The sequence below is a fragment of the uncultured Endozoicomonas sp. genome (genome assembly GCF_947495845.1).
Classification (GTDB): domain Bacteria; phylum Pseudomonadota; class Gammaproteobacteria; order Pseudomonadales; family Endozoicomonadaceae; genus Endozoicomonas.
Map to the genome: position 1 here is coordinate 68,222 of NZ_CANMAO010000011.1, position 16,097 is coordinate 84,318.

Consider the following 16,097-nt stretch of genomic DNA (forward strand, 5'->3'; position numbering starts at 1 on the left):
TTTATGGTGAAAATAATTCGAACGCTCATATAATAATTTTGAACGAACGTAGTCGTTCTTTATTCCACCATTGAGCCATTCGAGTTTGTAATGACCACTGCGACCCTTGAAGCATCTCGTCATCTCGTTGATTCCCAATGTCCGCCACCGGAAAAAACCGGATGGATAGAACGTCACTTTCAACTGCAGGCGAATGGTACCCACCTTCGTCAGGAAGTGATGGCGGGCATCACTACCTTTATGACGATGGCTTACATTATCTTTGTGAATCCGCAAATCCTGTCTGCTGCAGGGATGGATGCACAGGCCGTGTTCGTCACCACCTGTTTGATCGCCGCCATCGGCAGTATCGCCATGGGCGTAGTGGCGAATCTGCCCATTGCCATGGCGCCGGCCATGGGGTTGAACAGTTATTTTGCTTTTGTGTTAGTGGGTGGTATGGGGCTGGCCTGGCAAACAGGCATGGCAGTGATTTTCTGGGGCTCCTTATTGTTCGCTGCGGCGGCGGTATTTCGAACCTACATTATCACCAGCATTCCACTGAGTTTGCGCATCGGCATTGCCACGGGTTGTGGCTTGATGATTGCTCTGGTCGGATTACACAACGCTGGCATTATTGTTGCCACGCCCAGCACGATGGTGACCATTGGGGATGTGCGTTCTATTCCTTTTGTGTTGGGTTGTGGCAGCTTCTTGCTCATGATGGTGCTGGTTCAGCGTGGGTTTAAAGCCGCGGTGCTGATTTCCATTATGGCGATCACCTTTATTGGCTGGTTACTTGGCGACATTGAGTATCAGGGAATCGCTTCGCTGCCACCGAGCATTGCACCTGTTTTTGGCCAACTGGACTTAATGGGAGCACTGGATATCAGTCTGGCTGGCGTCATTATTTCCGTTATGTTGGTCAGCTTGTTTGAATCTGCCGGCACCTTTGTTGCTGTGACCGATAAAGCGGGTCTGGCTGATGAAACAGGCAACTACCCTAATGCGACAAAATCATTGTTTATCGACAGCCTCAGTTCTGCCGCCGGTGCTTTTATGGGAACGTCTTCCGTTTGCCCGTATGTAGAAAGTGCAACAGGTGTCGTAGAAGGCGGCCGTACCGGATTAATGGCCGTGGTTGTGGGTGTGCTGTTTCTGCTGGCCATTTTCTTCTCACCATTAGCAGGCATGATTCCGGGTTATGCCACGGCGGGCGCATTGATTTATGTCGGACTGTTGATGACCTCCGAGTTGACCCGGGTGCAATGGCACGATCTCACCGAGGCTGTTCCTGCGTTTGTCGCCACCGTCATGATTCCTTTCAGTTTTACCCTGACGGAAGGCATTGCTACCGGTTTTATTACTTACGCGATTTTAAAGTTGGCTTCAGGACGCAGAAAAGAAGTGTCCCCCGTTTGCCTGTTACTGACTGCGGTATTTATAGCTCGTTACGCTTTTTTATAACAAACCACTCTACGTTTTAAGACCATTTAAGTTGAGCAAACCATGATTAAAGAAAACCTGCGTGACCTTATTGACGCTGGCGCTGCCCGTATCCCTGCTGATCTGGTGATCAAGAATGGACAGCTGGTGAATGTTACCTCTTCTGAAATCTATCCTGCGGACATTGCCGTTTATCGCTCCAGAATTGTGGCGACAGGTGACGTGGAAGCGTATATCGGTGACAACACACAAATCATCGATGCCGAAAATAAGTATCTGGTACCGGGCTTGATTGATGGTCATCTGCACATTGAGTGCAGCAAAATGTCCATGACCAGTTTTGCCAAAGCCGTTGTGCCCTGTGGCACGACCAGCATTGTTTCCGGTCTGGATCAGTATCTGGTCACCGCTGGTTTGGAAGGCGTTCGGGAAGTACTGGATGAAATCAATGAAGGCCCTTTAAAGGTTTTCTGGGGCTTGCCATTTACCACGCCTTATACACTTCCAGAATCCACCGTTGGCTTTAATGTCACGCCGGACGTGCATCAGGAAGTGCAGAAATGGCCAGAAGTATTTGGTGTATGGGAAACCGTTTCCGAGTTTGTGGAAAACAAACACGACGGAGTGATGAAAGCGATCGAATATGCGGGTGAAAACAATCTTCCTGTCTTCGGTTGTGCGCCCATGACGACGGGCACACGTTTGAACTCTGTACTGTGTGCCGGCGTTCGTCTGGATCACGAAAGTTATGACCATATTGAAGCTATGGAAAAAATCCGCAAGGGCATGTTCCTGCTGATTCGTGAATCCTCTATTTCTCACTTCCTTAATGAAAACATGAAGGTCGTGACGCACATCAACCCACGGGTTACCCGTCGCGTCAGCTTCTGTACCGATGATGTGATTCCTTCAGAAATTCTGGAAAACGGGCATATGGATAAACTGATTCGTATGACCATTGCCGCTGGTGTTGATCCAATCACTGCCATTCAGATGGGCTCGTTAAACAGTGCTGAAGCGTATCGGATTGATCACCTCGTCGGTTCCATCTCTCCAGGAAAAATTGCCGATATTCTTCTGGTAGAAGACCTGCGCAAGTTCAATATTGATAAAGTGATTGCCAAGGGCAAGCTGGTGGTGGATGGCGGAAAAATGGCCGTTGATCTGCAGGCTCCTGCTCGCAGCGATATTCTTTCTTCAAAGCTGAAAATCCCGTCCATCACACCGACAGATATGAAGGTGTATACCGACCTGAAAACGGACAAGGTGAATGTCCTGTCCATGGAAGTGGACTTTGATGTGCCATTTGTTCGCCGCCGTCGTGATGTGCAGCTGAAGGTTGAGAATGGTGTCGTGCTTCCGGATGTGGAAAACGACGTACTCTATGCAACAGTGGTTGAACGATTCGGCAAAAATGGCAACAAGCCAGTTGCCTTTGTGTCAGGCTGGAAGCTGACTGCTGGCGCTATGGCCAGCTCCAAAGCGCCAGACGACAACAACATTGTTTGTATTGGCACTAACTCAGAAGATATGTCCATCGCTATTAACTATCTTGCAGAAAAAGGCGGTGGTCAGGTGATTGTGAAAGACGGTGAGGTAGTTGATTTTATCCATCTGCCTATCTGCGGTATTACGTCTGATATTAGCCCCGAAGACATGGCAGCGGCAGAATTGAAAATGAAAGCTGTGGCTCGTGAACTGGGCTGTGATTTGCCGGATCCGGTGTTCTACATGTGCTGTCTGGAGATTACTGCGATTCCTGATTACGCCATGACCGACCTTGGAGCGGTCAGCTTTGCCGATCAGGCGGTGTTTAACCCTGTATTGAGTACTGCTGAATAGTCCTTGTGCATTCGTTCCCATGCTCCTGCGTGGGAACGCATACGACATCTATACATGCATTCCCACGCAGCAGCATGGGAACGAGAAAACAGTCAAAATATGAAACAATTGATTGATATGGCGGCTGGCCGCACCCCAGTAGATACGCTGATTATTAACTGTCAGGTCGTTGACGTCTTTAACCAGCGGTTGGTGGATGGCCCTTTGGCGCTTGGCTTGGGAAAAGTCATTGGCATTGGTCAATACGAAGCCAAAGAAGTGATTGATGCCCAGGGCGGTATCGTCATGCCGGGTCTGATAGACAGCCATGTTCATATAGAATCATCGTCTATTACTCCTCCTCAGTTTGCCCGTATAGTTTTGCCTCACGGCACCACCACTGTAATTGCTGACCCCCATGAAATTGCTAATGTCTGTGGTTTGGATGGCATCCGTTACATGTTGGATGCCTCTAAAGATCTGCCATTAAACGTCAAAATCATGCTGCCATCCTGCGTACCGGCCACACCGTTTGAAGCAGCAGGCGCAAAATTAATGGCGGAAGATCTGGCAGAACTGATCAGTCATCCGGATGTACTGGGTGTTGGTGAAGTGATGGATTTCCCCGCAGTGATTAATGGTGATGAAGCCATGTTGGCCAAATTGAAGTTGGCTCATGATTACGGCTACATTGCTGACGGCCATAGTCCGGGGTTAAAAGGTAAAGACCTGCAGGCTTATGCCATGTCGGGCATCAAAACCGATCATGAATGTTCCAGCGTTGACGATATGCTGGCTCGTATTCAAATGGGAATGTACGTTCAGATTCGTGAAGGTTCGGCCTGCAAAGATCTGGTTGAACTGGTTAAAGGTGTTAATGCTGGTAATGCACGACGTTGTCTGTTTTGTACCGATGACCGTGAGCCTAAAGATATTATTAATGGCGGGCATATCAATAAAAACCTGCGTCTTGCGGTAGCAGAGGGCATTGATCCGATCACCGCCATTACCATCGGCTCTTTAAATGCAGCAGAGTGTTATGGGTTAAAGAAAAAAGGGGCGCTGGCTCCAGGCTATGATGCGGATGTGGTGATTGTTGAGGACTTAATCTTATTTAATGTGCGTCGTGTCATCTGCGCAGGTCGTGAAGTCGTCCGTAATGGCGAGTTGTTGGTGGATATTAAGGACTATCATTGTCCATCTGTTTTGAATACCGTCAATTTGGCGCCTATCAGTTTTGAGGATTTTAAGCTGCCATTGACGTCTGAAAAGGCACGAGCCATTGGTGTGCTGCCAGGCGGAGTATTAACCCAGGCGCTTGAAGTGAGTGTGTTGTCTGATAAGCACGGTCTGTTTGATCCAAAACTCAATTCAGGCCTCAATAAGCTGGCAGTGATTGAACGTCACAAAGCATCTGGCAATATGTCCATGGCTGTTCTGGCTGATTATGGTTTAACCAATGGGGCGATAGCGACTACGGTTTCTCATGATTCCCACAATATTGTGGTGGTGGGTGATAATGATGAGGATATGCTGCAAGCGGTTAAGCAGGTGGAATCCATTGGCGGCGGGTTTGTTCTGATTCACAATGGTGAGGTAATTGGTGAGCTGCCATTACCGATTGGTGGATTAATGTCCGATCAGAATGCCGAATCTGTTGCGAAGACTATGGGTGAATTATTGGAAAAAGCACGAAGCGTTCTAAAAGTGAATGCGGATATCCAGCCAATAATGACGCTGGTGTTTATGAGTTTGCCAGTTATTCCTGAACTAAAGCTGACGTCAAATGGATTATTTGATGTGCGTAGTTTTTCGTTTACGGAAACAAATATTTAATTAGCAATACTAAAAAAGGGAGTTAGTTTGATGGCTAACTCCCTCTGTAGAAAAATCTGTAAGTACCCGGCCATATGGAATCGAATATTTCTGGCTTGTTGATCAGGTTCTCTGCAAGGCGCAACGGCGGGAGCATAGCGAGCTATGTGACCAGAGTTGCAACGCAGTCAGAGGGTCTGATCAATGAGTCAGAAAATATGATTTCATATGGTTGGGTACTTAATTAAACAGCAACTTTCACTTTAGTTGCTGTTTCTACTCCAGCGGCTTCTGCTGATAGTTCACCATCCTTATTGAACAATCCTTCCAGCATCAGTGTAATAGCGCCGTCGCCTGTTACGTTACAGGCTGTGCCAAAGCTATCCTGCAGTGCAAATACCGCAAGCAGCAGAGCAACACCGGCTGGATCAAAGCCAAGTACGCCAACAACGATACCCATGGAGGCCATGACCGTACCGCCAGGCACGCCAGGTGCGCCCACCGCAAAGATACCGAACAGAACAATAAAGACGATCATGGTGCCGAAAGATGGCAGGCTTCCGTAAAGCATCAGGGAGATAACCATGCAGAAGAAGGTTTCTGTCAGCACAGAACCACAAAGGTGGATGGTGGCGCCCATGGGAACCATGAAGTCTACGGTTTCTTTACTCAGCACTTTAGATTTGCGGGCACAGCTTAACGCAACCGGCAGAGTGGCGGCACTGGACATGGTGCCAACAGCGGTCAGATAGGCGGGGCCATAATGCTTAATAACTTCCAGAGGATTCTTGCCAGAAATAGCGCCGGCAATGCTGTACAGAACAAACAACCACACCGCATGACCCACCAGCGCCAATACGACAACTTTCAGGAATACTGGCAATTGTTGAGTCAGCGTACCTTCGTAGGCAAGGCCGGCAAAAGTAGTGGCAATAAAGAATGGTAGTACAGGGATGATCATATTTTTTACGACCATCATCATCATATTTTCAAACTCAAACAGCGCTTTTTCGATGGCTTCTGCTTTTGTTGCCAGCGCGGTTACACCCAAAACAATGGCGGTCACCAGCGCCGTCATGACGGACATAATAGGCGGTATATTTAGCTGAAATGCAGCTTCAGGTACATGGCGCAGAGTTTCCATGGACGTAGGAACGGACATGTGAGGAATGATCAGAAGACCCGCCACGAATGCCATGGTGGCAGCGCCAACAGCTGACAAATAGGAAATAGTTAAGCCAGCCCCCAGCATTTTATTGGCATTCTGTCGTAATTTGGTGATCGCTGGTGCAATGAACGCAATAATAACCAAAGGAATGGTATAGAAAATAAATTGACCAATGACGTATTTTATTGAGCTGACAACGCTCATTACTTGTTCATTGGCAATCAGGCCAATAACAATACCGACCACAATACCAATCAACAGTTTGTTGATCAGGCCCCATTCGCTTTTTGATGTATTTTCACTCATAACGGCATTCCTGAGATAAATGAGTGCTAGATGAATAATTAATGATCAGCTGAACAGTGAAAAGTTGATCACTATATTATGCTTGAGAGTATGGCTTGGTTTTTTAACGGGGGGATATTATATTTTTGTAAGTTTTAAGTGTTGATAAATGTCAGTGTTTTGAAAGCTTCTGTGAGGCAGCCATATTTAATTTACTCTATTTTTTGGTTTAACATATATTTGATTATTATTTAGATGTTTTTTATTTGGATTTTGAATTTCCAGTTGATTTTACTCTTTTGTCAGGTGAGTGATTATTCTCACCTGATTCACTACGTTTCAGGGTTTGATGCCCGTCTCAATATAACAGCTAGGTTTCTGTATTACGCGAGAATTTATAAAAAAGGTTAGGTTCGCTGAGGATGTAGATGTTCCCATCATCATCCATAGTGACGCCTTCGGCTTGAGGTATGAACGCTTTGAGGCCGTGCCAGCCAGTATCAAGTTCCAGAAAACTCAGCTGTTCACCATTGCTATTAACTTCGGTCAACAAGCGGGACTCGTGGCTTAATACCAGCAAGTGGCCGGATTTCTGATCATAGTGTAAGCCAGAAAGGTCATTGTTATAAGCTTTGGCGGCTTCACTGAGAGCGTCTGACTTTTCTATACTGATGACCGGTGGTTGTGAAGGGTTGGTCAGTCCTGCAACTTTATAGAGACGCATTGGGTCGCGTTCTCGGACAACAAAAATGCTGTCGTTTTCCAGGTCCCACGCAACGCCTTCAAAGCCTTTGTTATCACCTGCATCAACCCCAAGGGTCACGCTTGGGAAGTCGTCTTTTTTGAGAGATTCCGTGTTGGGTGTGATGGTTAATTGAATCAGACTTTGCTCTCGCTCATCGGCGACAACAAAATGGTTGCCGCCAACCCAGGTGATGGCTTCTACATCCCGAAAGCCTTTCATGGGTATGCGACGAAGTACATCACCATTGTTGGAGAGTTCTACAACCTGATTAATGCCATTCAGTACAATAAACAGTGAGTGGGTCAGAGGGCTCCAGGTGATGCCTGAGGCATCGTCTTCAATCCCTTCCAACACCATGGCGTCAATCACAACGTGATAATCCGGTAACCAGATAGATTCTTCACGGGTGGTTTCTGAGGTGGTTTGCTCCAGATACCAGTCGAATAGGTGATCTTCAACGTCCAGCTCTCTGAGTGCTAAGAAGCCTGTTACCAAAATGACAAATAGAATAAGTGTTTTCTTAAAATAAACTGCGTTCAAAATTCAACCCGGAGAAAAGTCATTGATGCATTATAGACAACAGAAGTCTTTTAAAAGTTCCCAGGTATAAGAAGTTGTGCAAATGGAATCGAATATTTCTGGCAGAGTGGATGTCCACTTGGTCAGAAAATACGATTTCATTTAGTCAACTGCTTATGCAACTGAGATAGAAAGGAGATGCTATTTAGGAAATGAAAACCATCGACATGGGTCGATGGTTTTAGGGGGGCAAATCAGGCGGTCAGAAAAATAATGATGCCTGGCAGGATAAAGAACGCAATGAACAGATAACCAAAAGCGTACATTCTGTTTTTTACTGCCAGATCAGACAGCTTGTCTGCCATATAGAGCGGAATCTCTCTCAACCACTTGATACCGTAAATCAGTACAACGGCAGATAAGTTAAAGAAGAAATGAACCATCGCGATGGTTAACGCCGGCAGAGCTGCTGGCCCCGTAATTGCTGTGGCCGCCAAAAGTGCAGTAATAGTAGTACCGATATTGGCACCCAGTGTGAAAGGGTACATCTGTCGTACGGTAAACAAACCATTCGCCACCATGGGAACCATCAGACTGGTGGTGGTAGAAGAAGACTGAACCATCACTGTCATAGTCATACCAGACAATATTCCGCTGACAGGACCACGACCAATCGACTTGTGAAGCGCATCTTTTGCTCTGCCCACCATGACTTTCTTCAGTAGCTTGCCAAGACGAACTACCGAGAAAAAGATCAGAACGATGCCAATACCAATCATCGCGATACCAGACAGAGTACTGTCAGGTAAAACAGTAACGAAGCCTTTGATAATATCTTCAGCCGGTGCTGTCAGTGGCTTGATAAAGTTCAGGCCTTTCATGGACATATTCTGACTACCAACCAGCATACCAGCGACGTATGTTGACATCTTGGTGAGGAAGCCGGTGAACAGTTCCAGAGGCAGAAGGATCAGAACCGCCAGCCAGTTGAAGAAGTCGTGTACTGTAGACGCAGCAAAGGCCTGTTTGAACTCTTTATGGCAGCGAATATGGCCAAGGCTGACAATCGTGTTGGTGATGGTCGTACCAATGTTGGCACCCATGATCATCGGGATAGCCAAATGTACCGGCAGGCCGCCTGCCACCAGACCAACGATAACAGACGTCACTGTGCTGGAAGATTGAACCAGTGCTGTGGCAAGAGTACCGGCTAGCAGGCCCAGAATGGCATTGTTTGCGAAACTAAAAAGCTGTGCTGCCGCTTCACTGCCGCCGACTGCCATTTTAAAGCCGGAGCCAATAATACTAACAGCCACAAGCAGAGCGTAGATCCAGAGAACCACACGTAACCAAATACGACCATAGTGTCGTGTGGTTAGTGTTTCAAAGTCGACGCTCTGTTCAGAAGTTGATGTCATTTCAGACATAGAGTGTGCACCTGGTGCTTGTAAAGATGTGTGTAACTTAGCTTTTGTTTATGACAGTTTTATTACAAAATCTTCATTAAGCTGACATATTTGAGCGGGAGCACGTTTATAAAATATCCGGGCTAATCCTTAACATAAAGGTGGAGTGTTCAGGCAGATCAGCTATTGGTTCAGAAATAGAAAAAGCAGCTGTAAGTCTAAACAGCCGCCTGTTAACAAGAAGTTATTTCAAAAGTTCATCAAACAGCTGAACTTTTACGGTGCTTTCTGCATCAATATTTCCTTCCTCCTCAGCCAGAACAATATAGCAATCTGACTGACTGAGAGTGCTCATCACACCTGAACCTTGATTGCCGGTGGATATGACTTGCAGTGACCCTGCCTGATCTTGAACTAGCTTTCCTCGCTGAAAATCACGGCGGCCAGATCTCTTTTTCAGGCCAGATTGAGAAGTCAGTGTTAATTCCACTGGTTTTTCTGGCGCTTGGTTCATCATATGACGCAGAGCAGGTGCTGTCAGCTGCTGAAAAGTAACAGTTGCCGATACTGGATTACCCGGCAAGCCAAAGAAGACACTGTTCGGTAGCTGACCAAAAGCAAAAGGTTTACCGGGCTTGATCGCCAGTTTCCAAAATCCGGTTTCGCCCAGTTCGTCCAGAATGTCTTTCGTGTAATCAGCATCACCAACAGACACACCGCCGGAGCTGATTACTGCATCGGCATGCTTATCGGCTTTAAGAAATGCGTCTCTTAACTGGGCTTTGTCGTCTGCTATTTTTCCAAGGTCGAGAATGTCGATGTTCATTTTCTGTAACATCGCTTTGATAACAAAACGATTGCTGTCGTAAATATCACCTTGCCCTAATGGTTCACCGGGCAGCTTGAGCTCATCACCTGTGGAAAAAACCGCAACCTTTACTTTGCGATAAACCTTTACAGACGCCACCCCCAAAGAGGCCAGCAAGCCAACGTCTTGTGGACGAATTCTGCGCCCGGGGGTAAATACCAAACTGCCACCGGGGATATCTTCACCAGCGTGACGAATGTTATTACCGGTTTTTTCTGGCTTATTGATGAATCGGATATGGTTGCCAACCGTCTCGGTTTGTTCCTGCATAATCACCGTATCGGCACCTTCAGGGATGCTGGCGCCGGTCATAATCCGGATGCAGCTGCCTGCAGGCATCGCTTCCTTAAAAGGGTGGCCGGCAAGAGACTGTCCAACTAATGGCAGAGTATCATTCGACTGTAAATCCTGAAGTCGAAGCGCATAGCCGTCCATGGCTGAATTATCATGGGATGGCACATTAATGGGTGAGATAACTTCTTGTGCCAGCACTCTGCCCAGACTGTCTTCCAATGAAACGTTGTCGATGTCGGTAACAGGGCGGACACTGCTAATAAGAATATCCAGAGCTTCTTCCAGCCGCATTAATCCATCGGTTGCGCAGCAATCACTCATAGTGGTCCTCGTTGGGATTTTTGTAGGCATTGTTATTGAAAACAGAGCCATTGAAAGCAGAGCCATTGAAAGCGTGACAAAACTGTTCAATAAAGGCAGCAATGTTTGCCGGATTGTTGATGTCCAGCTCCGTAATGGTGCTTGGTAGCGTAATACCGTCGTTTATATCCCAGGCTATCGCAATGATGTTTGGGTCTGATGGAAACAGGTAGGGTTTGTCATAATCACTGCGGTGCAGTTCGATTTTCGGGATGGGCGCTTCACGAAAGCCTTCGACAATGATCAGGTTCAATGCGTCATGATCCAGAAGGTTTAGCTGTTCTTCAAGGCAACGCTCATGGCCTTGAGCGTATTCGGTGTAGCAAATTGAACGACCAGGGGTGCTTAATACCAATTGGTGCGCGCCAGCCTGCCTTAAGCGAAAGCTGTCTTTACCCGGAGGATCCGGCTCAATGGTGTGGTGTGAGGCTTTTACCATCCCGATACGAAAGCCACTATTCATCAGGATAGGAATAAGCTGTTCAATCAGTGTGGTTTTACCGGTTCCGCTATGGGCGGCGATACCGAGAACAGGGATAGTCAGTTTAATCACAGAAGTTGCCATGCAATGTCAGGCTTCACGTTTTCTCAGGTAATGACGTTGTCGCAAAAAACGGTAGGTCGGAAATTCTGAAAGAATTGCCGACAAAGAAAACACACTTCGATGCCAGTTCGTCGGCAACCCTTTGGGTTACCGACCTACGGCGCACTTTGTGCAATATAGCCAATATTGGCCACAGCCAGTCTCCTCTATAACCAGGTGGCAATTGTATAGAAGAATTACGTACTGTACGAACGAAACAATAGCGTCTCAGGCATGGTTTTGCAGCGGATAAGCGGGTAGGATTCGGGGTAAATCGTTTAATCGCGAGCGCCGAGCTTTAGCACCTAAAGAGATGCATTCTTCACAGAGCAGTCTCCATGGACTAAAAGCCGCAGCCTTGGCTGCCAGGGTAATGGAAGAAACTCTATTGCCTCCCGCATTTGGAAAGGTGTTCTATGGAATCTACTTCTCGCTCTATGCCCGAGGGGTTGCAGGATATTCAGGGTCGAACGTTTCCCTACCTGCGCCTGTCGTTGACTGATTTATGCAACTTCCGCTGCAACTATTGTCTGCCGGACGGTTGTGTTGATCATCATCACAATGATGCCCTGTCAGTGGACGAGATTCGTCGTCTGGTAACGGCGTTCGCTTATCTTGGTGTTCAGAAAATACGTCTCACCGGTGGTGAACCGACTTTGCGTCAGGACTTTACCGACGTGGTTCATGCCATACGTCAGGTGTCCGGTATTAAAAAGCTGGCAATGACCACCAATGGCTATCGTATGGATAAAAGGGTTACCAGCTGGATGGATGCTGGCATCAATGCCATTAATGTCAGTGTGGATAGTCTTGATCCCCGCGCTTTTAAAGCCATTACCGGGCATGATCGGTTACGAGAGATTTTGTCAGGCATTCAAGCTGCATTTGATCATGGATTGCCGTCCATTAAGGTTAATGCGGTGGCCATGAAAGGGGTGAATGACGATCAACTGGATGCGTTTCTGGAATGGATACGCAGTCACCCAATCTCTATCCGCTTTATTGAATTGATGCAGACTGGTGGGAATCTGGCGTTCTTTCAACAGCACCACTTTCCGGGAAAAACGATCCAGGAACTTCTGCTGGCGCGTGGCTGGGTGCGGAAGATGAGTGCGGCTGATGCCGGGCCGGCTCAGGAGTATTGTCACAGTGACTATCAGGGCACTGTTGGTTTGATTATGCCCTACAGTAAGGATTTCTGTAATGACTGCAATCGCCTTCGGGTGACCAGCCTGGGGCAGCTACAGCTGTGTCTGTTTGCAGAATCGGGCATTGATCTTAGAGATTTGTTGCAAAGTGATGATCAACAAGGTGCGCTGGTGATGCGTATTCGTGACTCTCTAAGATTGAAAGAAAGCGGCCACTTTCTGGACCAGGGGCTTACCGGTGGAACCCGCAACTTATCTCAGATGGGAGGTTGAACTAAGGAATTATTTAAAGGCTATGTGGTCAATTAAATAAAAGCCAGTGCATTAGCCAGAGGCTTGAATTATACCCTCATTGGAGTTGACCATGGATCTAACAGTTGGACAGGGGAGCTTTGCCCAAGCCGATCATATCAAACATCAACAGAAGGAAATCAAACGCCCCGCAGTATTTAGTGATAAATCAGTACACATTACCAAATCAGAGTGCTTTATCAGTCGTGCGGCTAAAGCTGTTGCTCATGGCGCCAACGTTGCAGTAAAGGCGTTGGTGTCTCTGTTATCCCGAATGATATCTGTGGTTCTCTCTCCTGTTATCTGGCTGGTTGAAAATCGATTGGGTATTGCCAAGTTGTTGGGGCGGCGTTTGTTGCCGAGCCAGAGTAGAGAGGCAGTCGATGCAACTGCACTGGTTAACAGCAAGCAGAAAACGGGAGGTAATCGTTTTGAGGTTATGGATGTCGTCGATGGCTCTACGCGACTGAAAGCCATTATCTGTTACCCGCCAGGCTGGGATAAATCACAAGACTCCATAAGTCGCTGCGCCATATTTAATAACGGTAATGACATGTGCGTCGATGATTCTTTCGATAAAAATGGCGATCTTGATAAACGCAGCCTTCCAGGCTACCTACAGCATGAATGTCAGTGCCCCGTAGTGCTTTATGATTACAATGGTGCAGGCATTAATAAGTCTTCTAGCAGCCCCATGGCAACTAAAGCCACTATTGAAAGAGATGGGCTTGCTGTACTCAAACATGTTCAGAGCAAGTTTGATAAGGTTATCGAAGCTGGGACTTCTCTTGGCGGTGGGGTGGCTACCACCAGTCTGGAAAAACTGTTGAGTACTCATAAAGACGTTCGCGTTGATCGCTTTCAACTAATCAATCATGACTCATTCACTACCACCGCCAGGGTCGCGATGCCAGGTTATCCACGACTGGCAGACGCTCTTGGCGGGCTATTGGGTATCAACTTGAATGCAAAGCACAGCATCAAGAAACTGGCAGGTCAGGATGTTTCAATGATGGTGTTGAATAACCAGAATGATTACTGCATTCCTCAGGGGGCGCGTATGTCTGAATTCGCCAAAGAGCTGAAGAGCAAGCAGTGTTGCACGATTGAAGATCCGCACGGTACTGGGCATTGCCATCTTACAGAGAGGTTTCAACAAGCGTTGAGAGCAAAAAACTGATCTTTTCTATCAGGTACTGACCTAATGTCGGGCTAATATTGACTTGCATACCCGCAAGGAAACGATAGAAATGAAAACAGTATTAGTGACTGGCTTTGAGCCTTTTGGTGGTATGCCCCTGAATCCTGCATTGGAAACAATCAGAGCACTGAACGGCACGCAGATCATGGATGGTTTTGCCGTTTTTCAAAAAGTCTGTGTACCGGCTGTTCATAATAAGTACCCGATCATATGAAATCGAATATTTCTGGCTTAGTGGTTGGTTACTATGCAAGGCACATCGGAGCGAGCATAGCCGTAGCTATGTGATCGTAGATGTAACGCCGCACGACTGCATGGATGCAGGAGGTAGAGCAACGCAGGAGCAGGTTGCCGGGAGTGGCTAACCAATGAGCCAGAAAATATGATTTCATATGGTTGGGTACTTAAGTGCATTCAGAAGGTCTTGGCTGCCATCGACCAGTGTCAGCCTGAATTGGTTCTGATGTTAGAGCTTGCTCCCGGGCGAAAGGGGGTTACCAGAGCAAGCAGTGAAAGGTGATGAACCTTCAATGTCACTGGAACACATTGTGAAAGCAATAAGGGTTTGCGCAGAAACGGCGCTGTCTGTTACAAAGGATATGGTAATTACAGGCACAGAGATTGCCTGAACCTATTCCCCCATAATAATTGCATAAGTTGCCCAATGGGTCGGAGTCTTATGAACAGAATTCCCTTAAATATTTTTTTACATCATTCCAGTCGGATTGCTGCGGGTTGCATGGGTTTGGGCGGAAGCTGGGACGATGCCCCAGTGACTGGCAATGATGTGCGTCTTGCTCATGAGCTGGTGGATCATTCATTGGATTGCGGCATTAATTTTTTCGATCATGCCGACATTTATACCCGTGGCAAGGCTGAACAGGTATTCGGGAACGTATTGTCTGAACGACCAGAATTAAGAAGAGATATTTTTATCCAAAGTAAGTGCGGTATTCGCTTTCAGGAAAATGGTGCACCTCAGCGATACGATTTTTCCAAAGAATGGATTATCAGCAGTGTCGAAAACAGTCTTGCCCGATTAAATACTGAATATCTGGACCTGTTGCTGCTGCACCGCCCTGACCCGTTGATGGAACCAGAAGACGTCGCTGATGCGTTTCAGCAGCTACAGAGAGCAGGCAAAGTGAAGCATTTTGGTGTTTCCAATATGAATGGACACCAGATTAAATTCCTTCAGGGGTATCTTGAGCAACCCATTATTGTGAACCAGCTGGAGATGAGCCTTTCTCACCTGGACTGGGTCGATGAAGGGGTTGTGTTTAATTATCCAGACAGTGCTGCCATCAGCTTTACGCCGGGCACCATTGAGTACTGCCGTACTCATAACATTCAGTTGCAGGCCTGGGGCTGTTTAAGTAAAGGGTTGTTCAGTGGCAAAGACATCAGTGGTGAATCCGAATCGGTGAAAGCAACGGCCCAGTTGGTTGCGAGTTATGCCGAAGAGTTGAATGTCTCGCGAGAAGCGATTGTTCTTGCCTGGCTGATGCGTCATCCGGCAGGTATTCAGCCGGTGATTGGCACCACCAATGGTGAGCGGATTCGAGCCTGCCAGCAGGCGGAAACGATAGAGTTAAGCAGAGAGCAGTGGTATCGACTATTTTTAAGTGCCAGAGGCAGAGCTATGCCTTAATTTAAACTAGAACTCTAGCGGTCGGAGCAATAAGTCACATTATGATCAATACCTTATGTGCAAATTGTAATAAGTTCACCAGTCCGGAGCGAGGGGCGCAGGCAGAATTTCAAACGAAAGTTATTGGTGTGGTAGCCGGTGCTGCAGCAATTGGTTTATCGTCGTGTGCCGCTTACGTCTTTTGCAATTTCAGTATAATTAATATTGACGTGGCGGTTTTACTGGCAGGATGTGCGGCAGCGTGTGCGAATGTTTCTTATGGGGCATTTGCTAATTTATTGGACCGATCTGTGAGTAGTTGTAGCTGTCCCAACAGAATGACCAGTATTTCTCACTGAGAGTAATACCAATGGCGTTTTTTAATTGTGGAACGAGCAAGTTATTTTGGGTGACTGGGCAATACCCGAGGGCATAAAGGCGAAGAGACGAGTCATAGCCCCCTTGTGCCCTGTGGGTATTTACGCCCTGTGGGTGGAAGCTATGGCGAGGAACTTCAACGCAGATCCAGTCAGTCAAA

12 protein-coding genes and 1 riboswitch are annotated in these 16,097 nt (G+C 47.1%); of the genes, 7 read left to right on the forward strand and 5 right to left on the reverse strand.

What is annotated here, in order from left to right:
* The first annotated feature begins 90 nt into the window (after window positions 1-90).
* The 3 genes from Q1B11_RS09660 to ade all read left to right on the forward strand — a co-directional run bounded on the left by Q1B11_RS09660 (window position 91) and on the right by ade (window position 5,082).
* Entirely contained in the window at window positions 91-1,446 is a 1,356-nt protein-coding gene (locus Q1B11_RS09660; protein ID WP_299731341.1) for an NCS2 family permease, read from the forward strand.
* Window positions 1,447-1,488: 42 nt separating this feature from the next.
* Window positions 1,489-3,267: an adenine deaminase C-terminal domain-containing protein gene (locus Q1B11_RS09665; RefSeq protein WP_299731344.1), complete on the forward strand. Its 1,779-nt coding sequence runs from the start codon at window positions 1,489-1,491 to the stop codon at window positions 3,265-3,267.
* A gap of 99 nt (window positions 3,268-3,366) precedes the next feature.
* Window positions 3,367-5,082, forward strand: coding sequence for an adenine deaminase (gene ade, locus Q1B11_RS09670; protein WP_299731347.1), 1,716 nt, complete (start codon window positions 3,367-3,369; stop codon window positions 5,080-5,082).
* A gap of 223 nt (window positions 5,083-5,305) precedes the next feature.
* Here ade and Q1B11_RS09675 read toward each other — a convergent pair whose 3' ends face one another.
* The 5 genes from Q1B11_RS09675 to mobB all read right to left on the reverse strand — a co-directional run bounded on the left by Q1B11_RS09675 (window position 5,306) and on the right by mobB (window position 11,259).
* Complete coding sequence (locus Q1B11_RS09675; protein WP_299731350.1) at window positions 5,306-6,535, reverse strand: dicarboxylate/amino acid:cation symporter; 1,230 nt, start codon at window positions 6,533-6,535, stop codon at window positions 5,306-5,308.
* Between the two features lie 349 nt (window positions 6,536-6,884).
* Entirely contained in the window at window positions 6,885-7,799 is a 915-nt protein-coding gene (locus tag Q1B11_RS09680; protein ID WP_299731353.1) for an SdiA-regulated domain-containing protein, read from the reverse strand.
* A 233-nt stretch (window positions 7,800-8,032) separates the two neighbouring features.
* Complete coding sequence (locus Q1B11_RS09685; RefSeq protein WP_299731356.1) at window positions 8,033-9,205, reverse strand: Na/Pi symporter; 1,173 nt, start codon at window positions 9,203-9,205, stop codon at window positions 8,033-8,035.
* Window positions 9,206-9,428: 223 nt separating this feature from the next.
* On the reverse strand, window positions 9,429-10,667 hold the full coding sequence (moeA, locus tag Q1B11_RS09690; RefSeq protein ID WP_299731359.1) for a molybdopterin molybdotransferase MoeA: 1,239 nt from the start codon (window positions 10,665-10,667) through the stop codon (window positions 9,429-9,431).
* Window positions 10,660-11,259 (reverse strand): molybdopterin-guanine dinucleotide biosynthesis protein B, encoded by a 600-nt coding sequence (gene mobB, locus Q1B11_RS09695; protein WP_299731362.1) that lies wholly within the window; start codon window positions 11,257-11,259, stop codon window positions 10,660-10,662. Before mobB ends, moeA begins: the two co-directional genes overlap by 8 nt.
* 307 nt (window positions 11,260-11,566) lie before the next feature.
* Window positions 11,567-11,717, forward strand: a riboswitch (molybdenum cofactor riboswitch).
* Between mobB and moaA the strand changes: the two genes are divergently transcribed.
* The 4 genes from moaA to Q1B11_RS09715 all read left to right on the forward strand — a co-directional run bounded on the left by moaA (window position 11,706) and on the right by Q1B11_RS09715 (window position 15,580).
* The gene (gene moaA / locus Q1B11_RS09700) at window positions 11,706-12,710 is read left to right on the forward strand and encodes a GTP 3',8-cyclase MoaA (protein WP_366139450.1); all 1,005 of its coding nucleotides are present in this window, start codon (window positions 11,706-11,708) and stop codon (window positions 12,708-12,710) included. Its footprint overlaps the riboswitch before it by 12 nt.
* 91 nt (window positions 12,711-12,801) lie before the next feature.
* The gene (locus Q1B11_RS09705; protein WP_299731365.1) at window positions 12,802-13,908 is read left to right on the forward strand and encodes a hypothetical protein; all 1,107 of its coding nucleotides are present in this window, start codon (window positions 12,802-12,804) and stop codon (window positions 13,906-13,908) included.
* A 70-nt stretch (window positions 13,909-13,978) separates the two neighbouring features.
* Window positions 13,979-14,143 carry a hypothetical protein gene (locus tag Q1B11_RS09710; protein ID WP_299731368.1) on the forward strand — a complete coding sequence of 55 codons (165 nt, stop codon included), beginning with the start codon at window positions 13,979-13,981 and terminating at the stop codon, window positions 14,141-14,143.
* 465 nt (window positions 14,144-14,608) lie between these two features.
* Window positions 14,609-15,580 (forward strand): aldo/keto reductase, encoded by a 972-nt coding sequence (locus tag Q1B11_RS09715; protein ID WP_299731371.1) that lies wholly within the window; start codon window positions 14,609-14,611, stop codon window positions 15,578-15,580.
* Window positions 15,581-16,097: the final 517 nt, after the last annotated feature.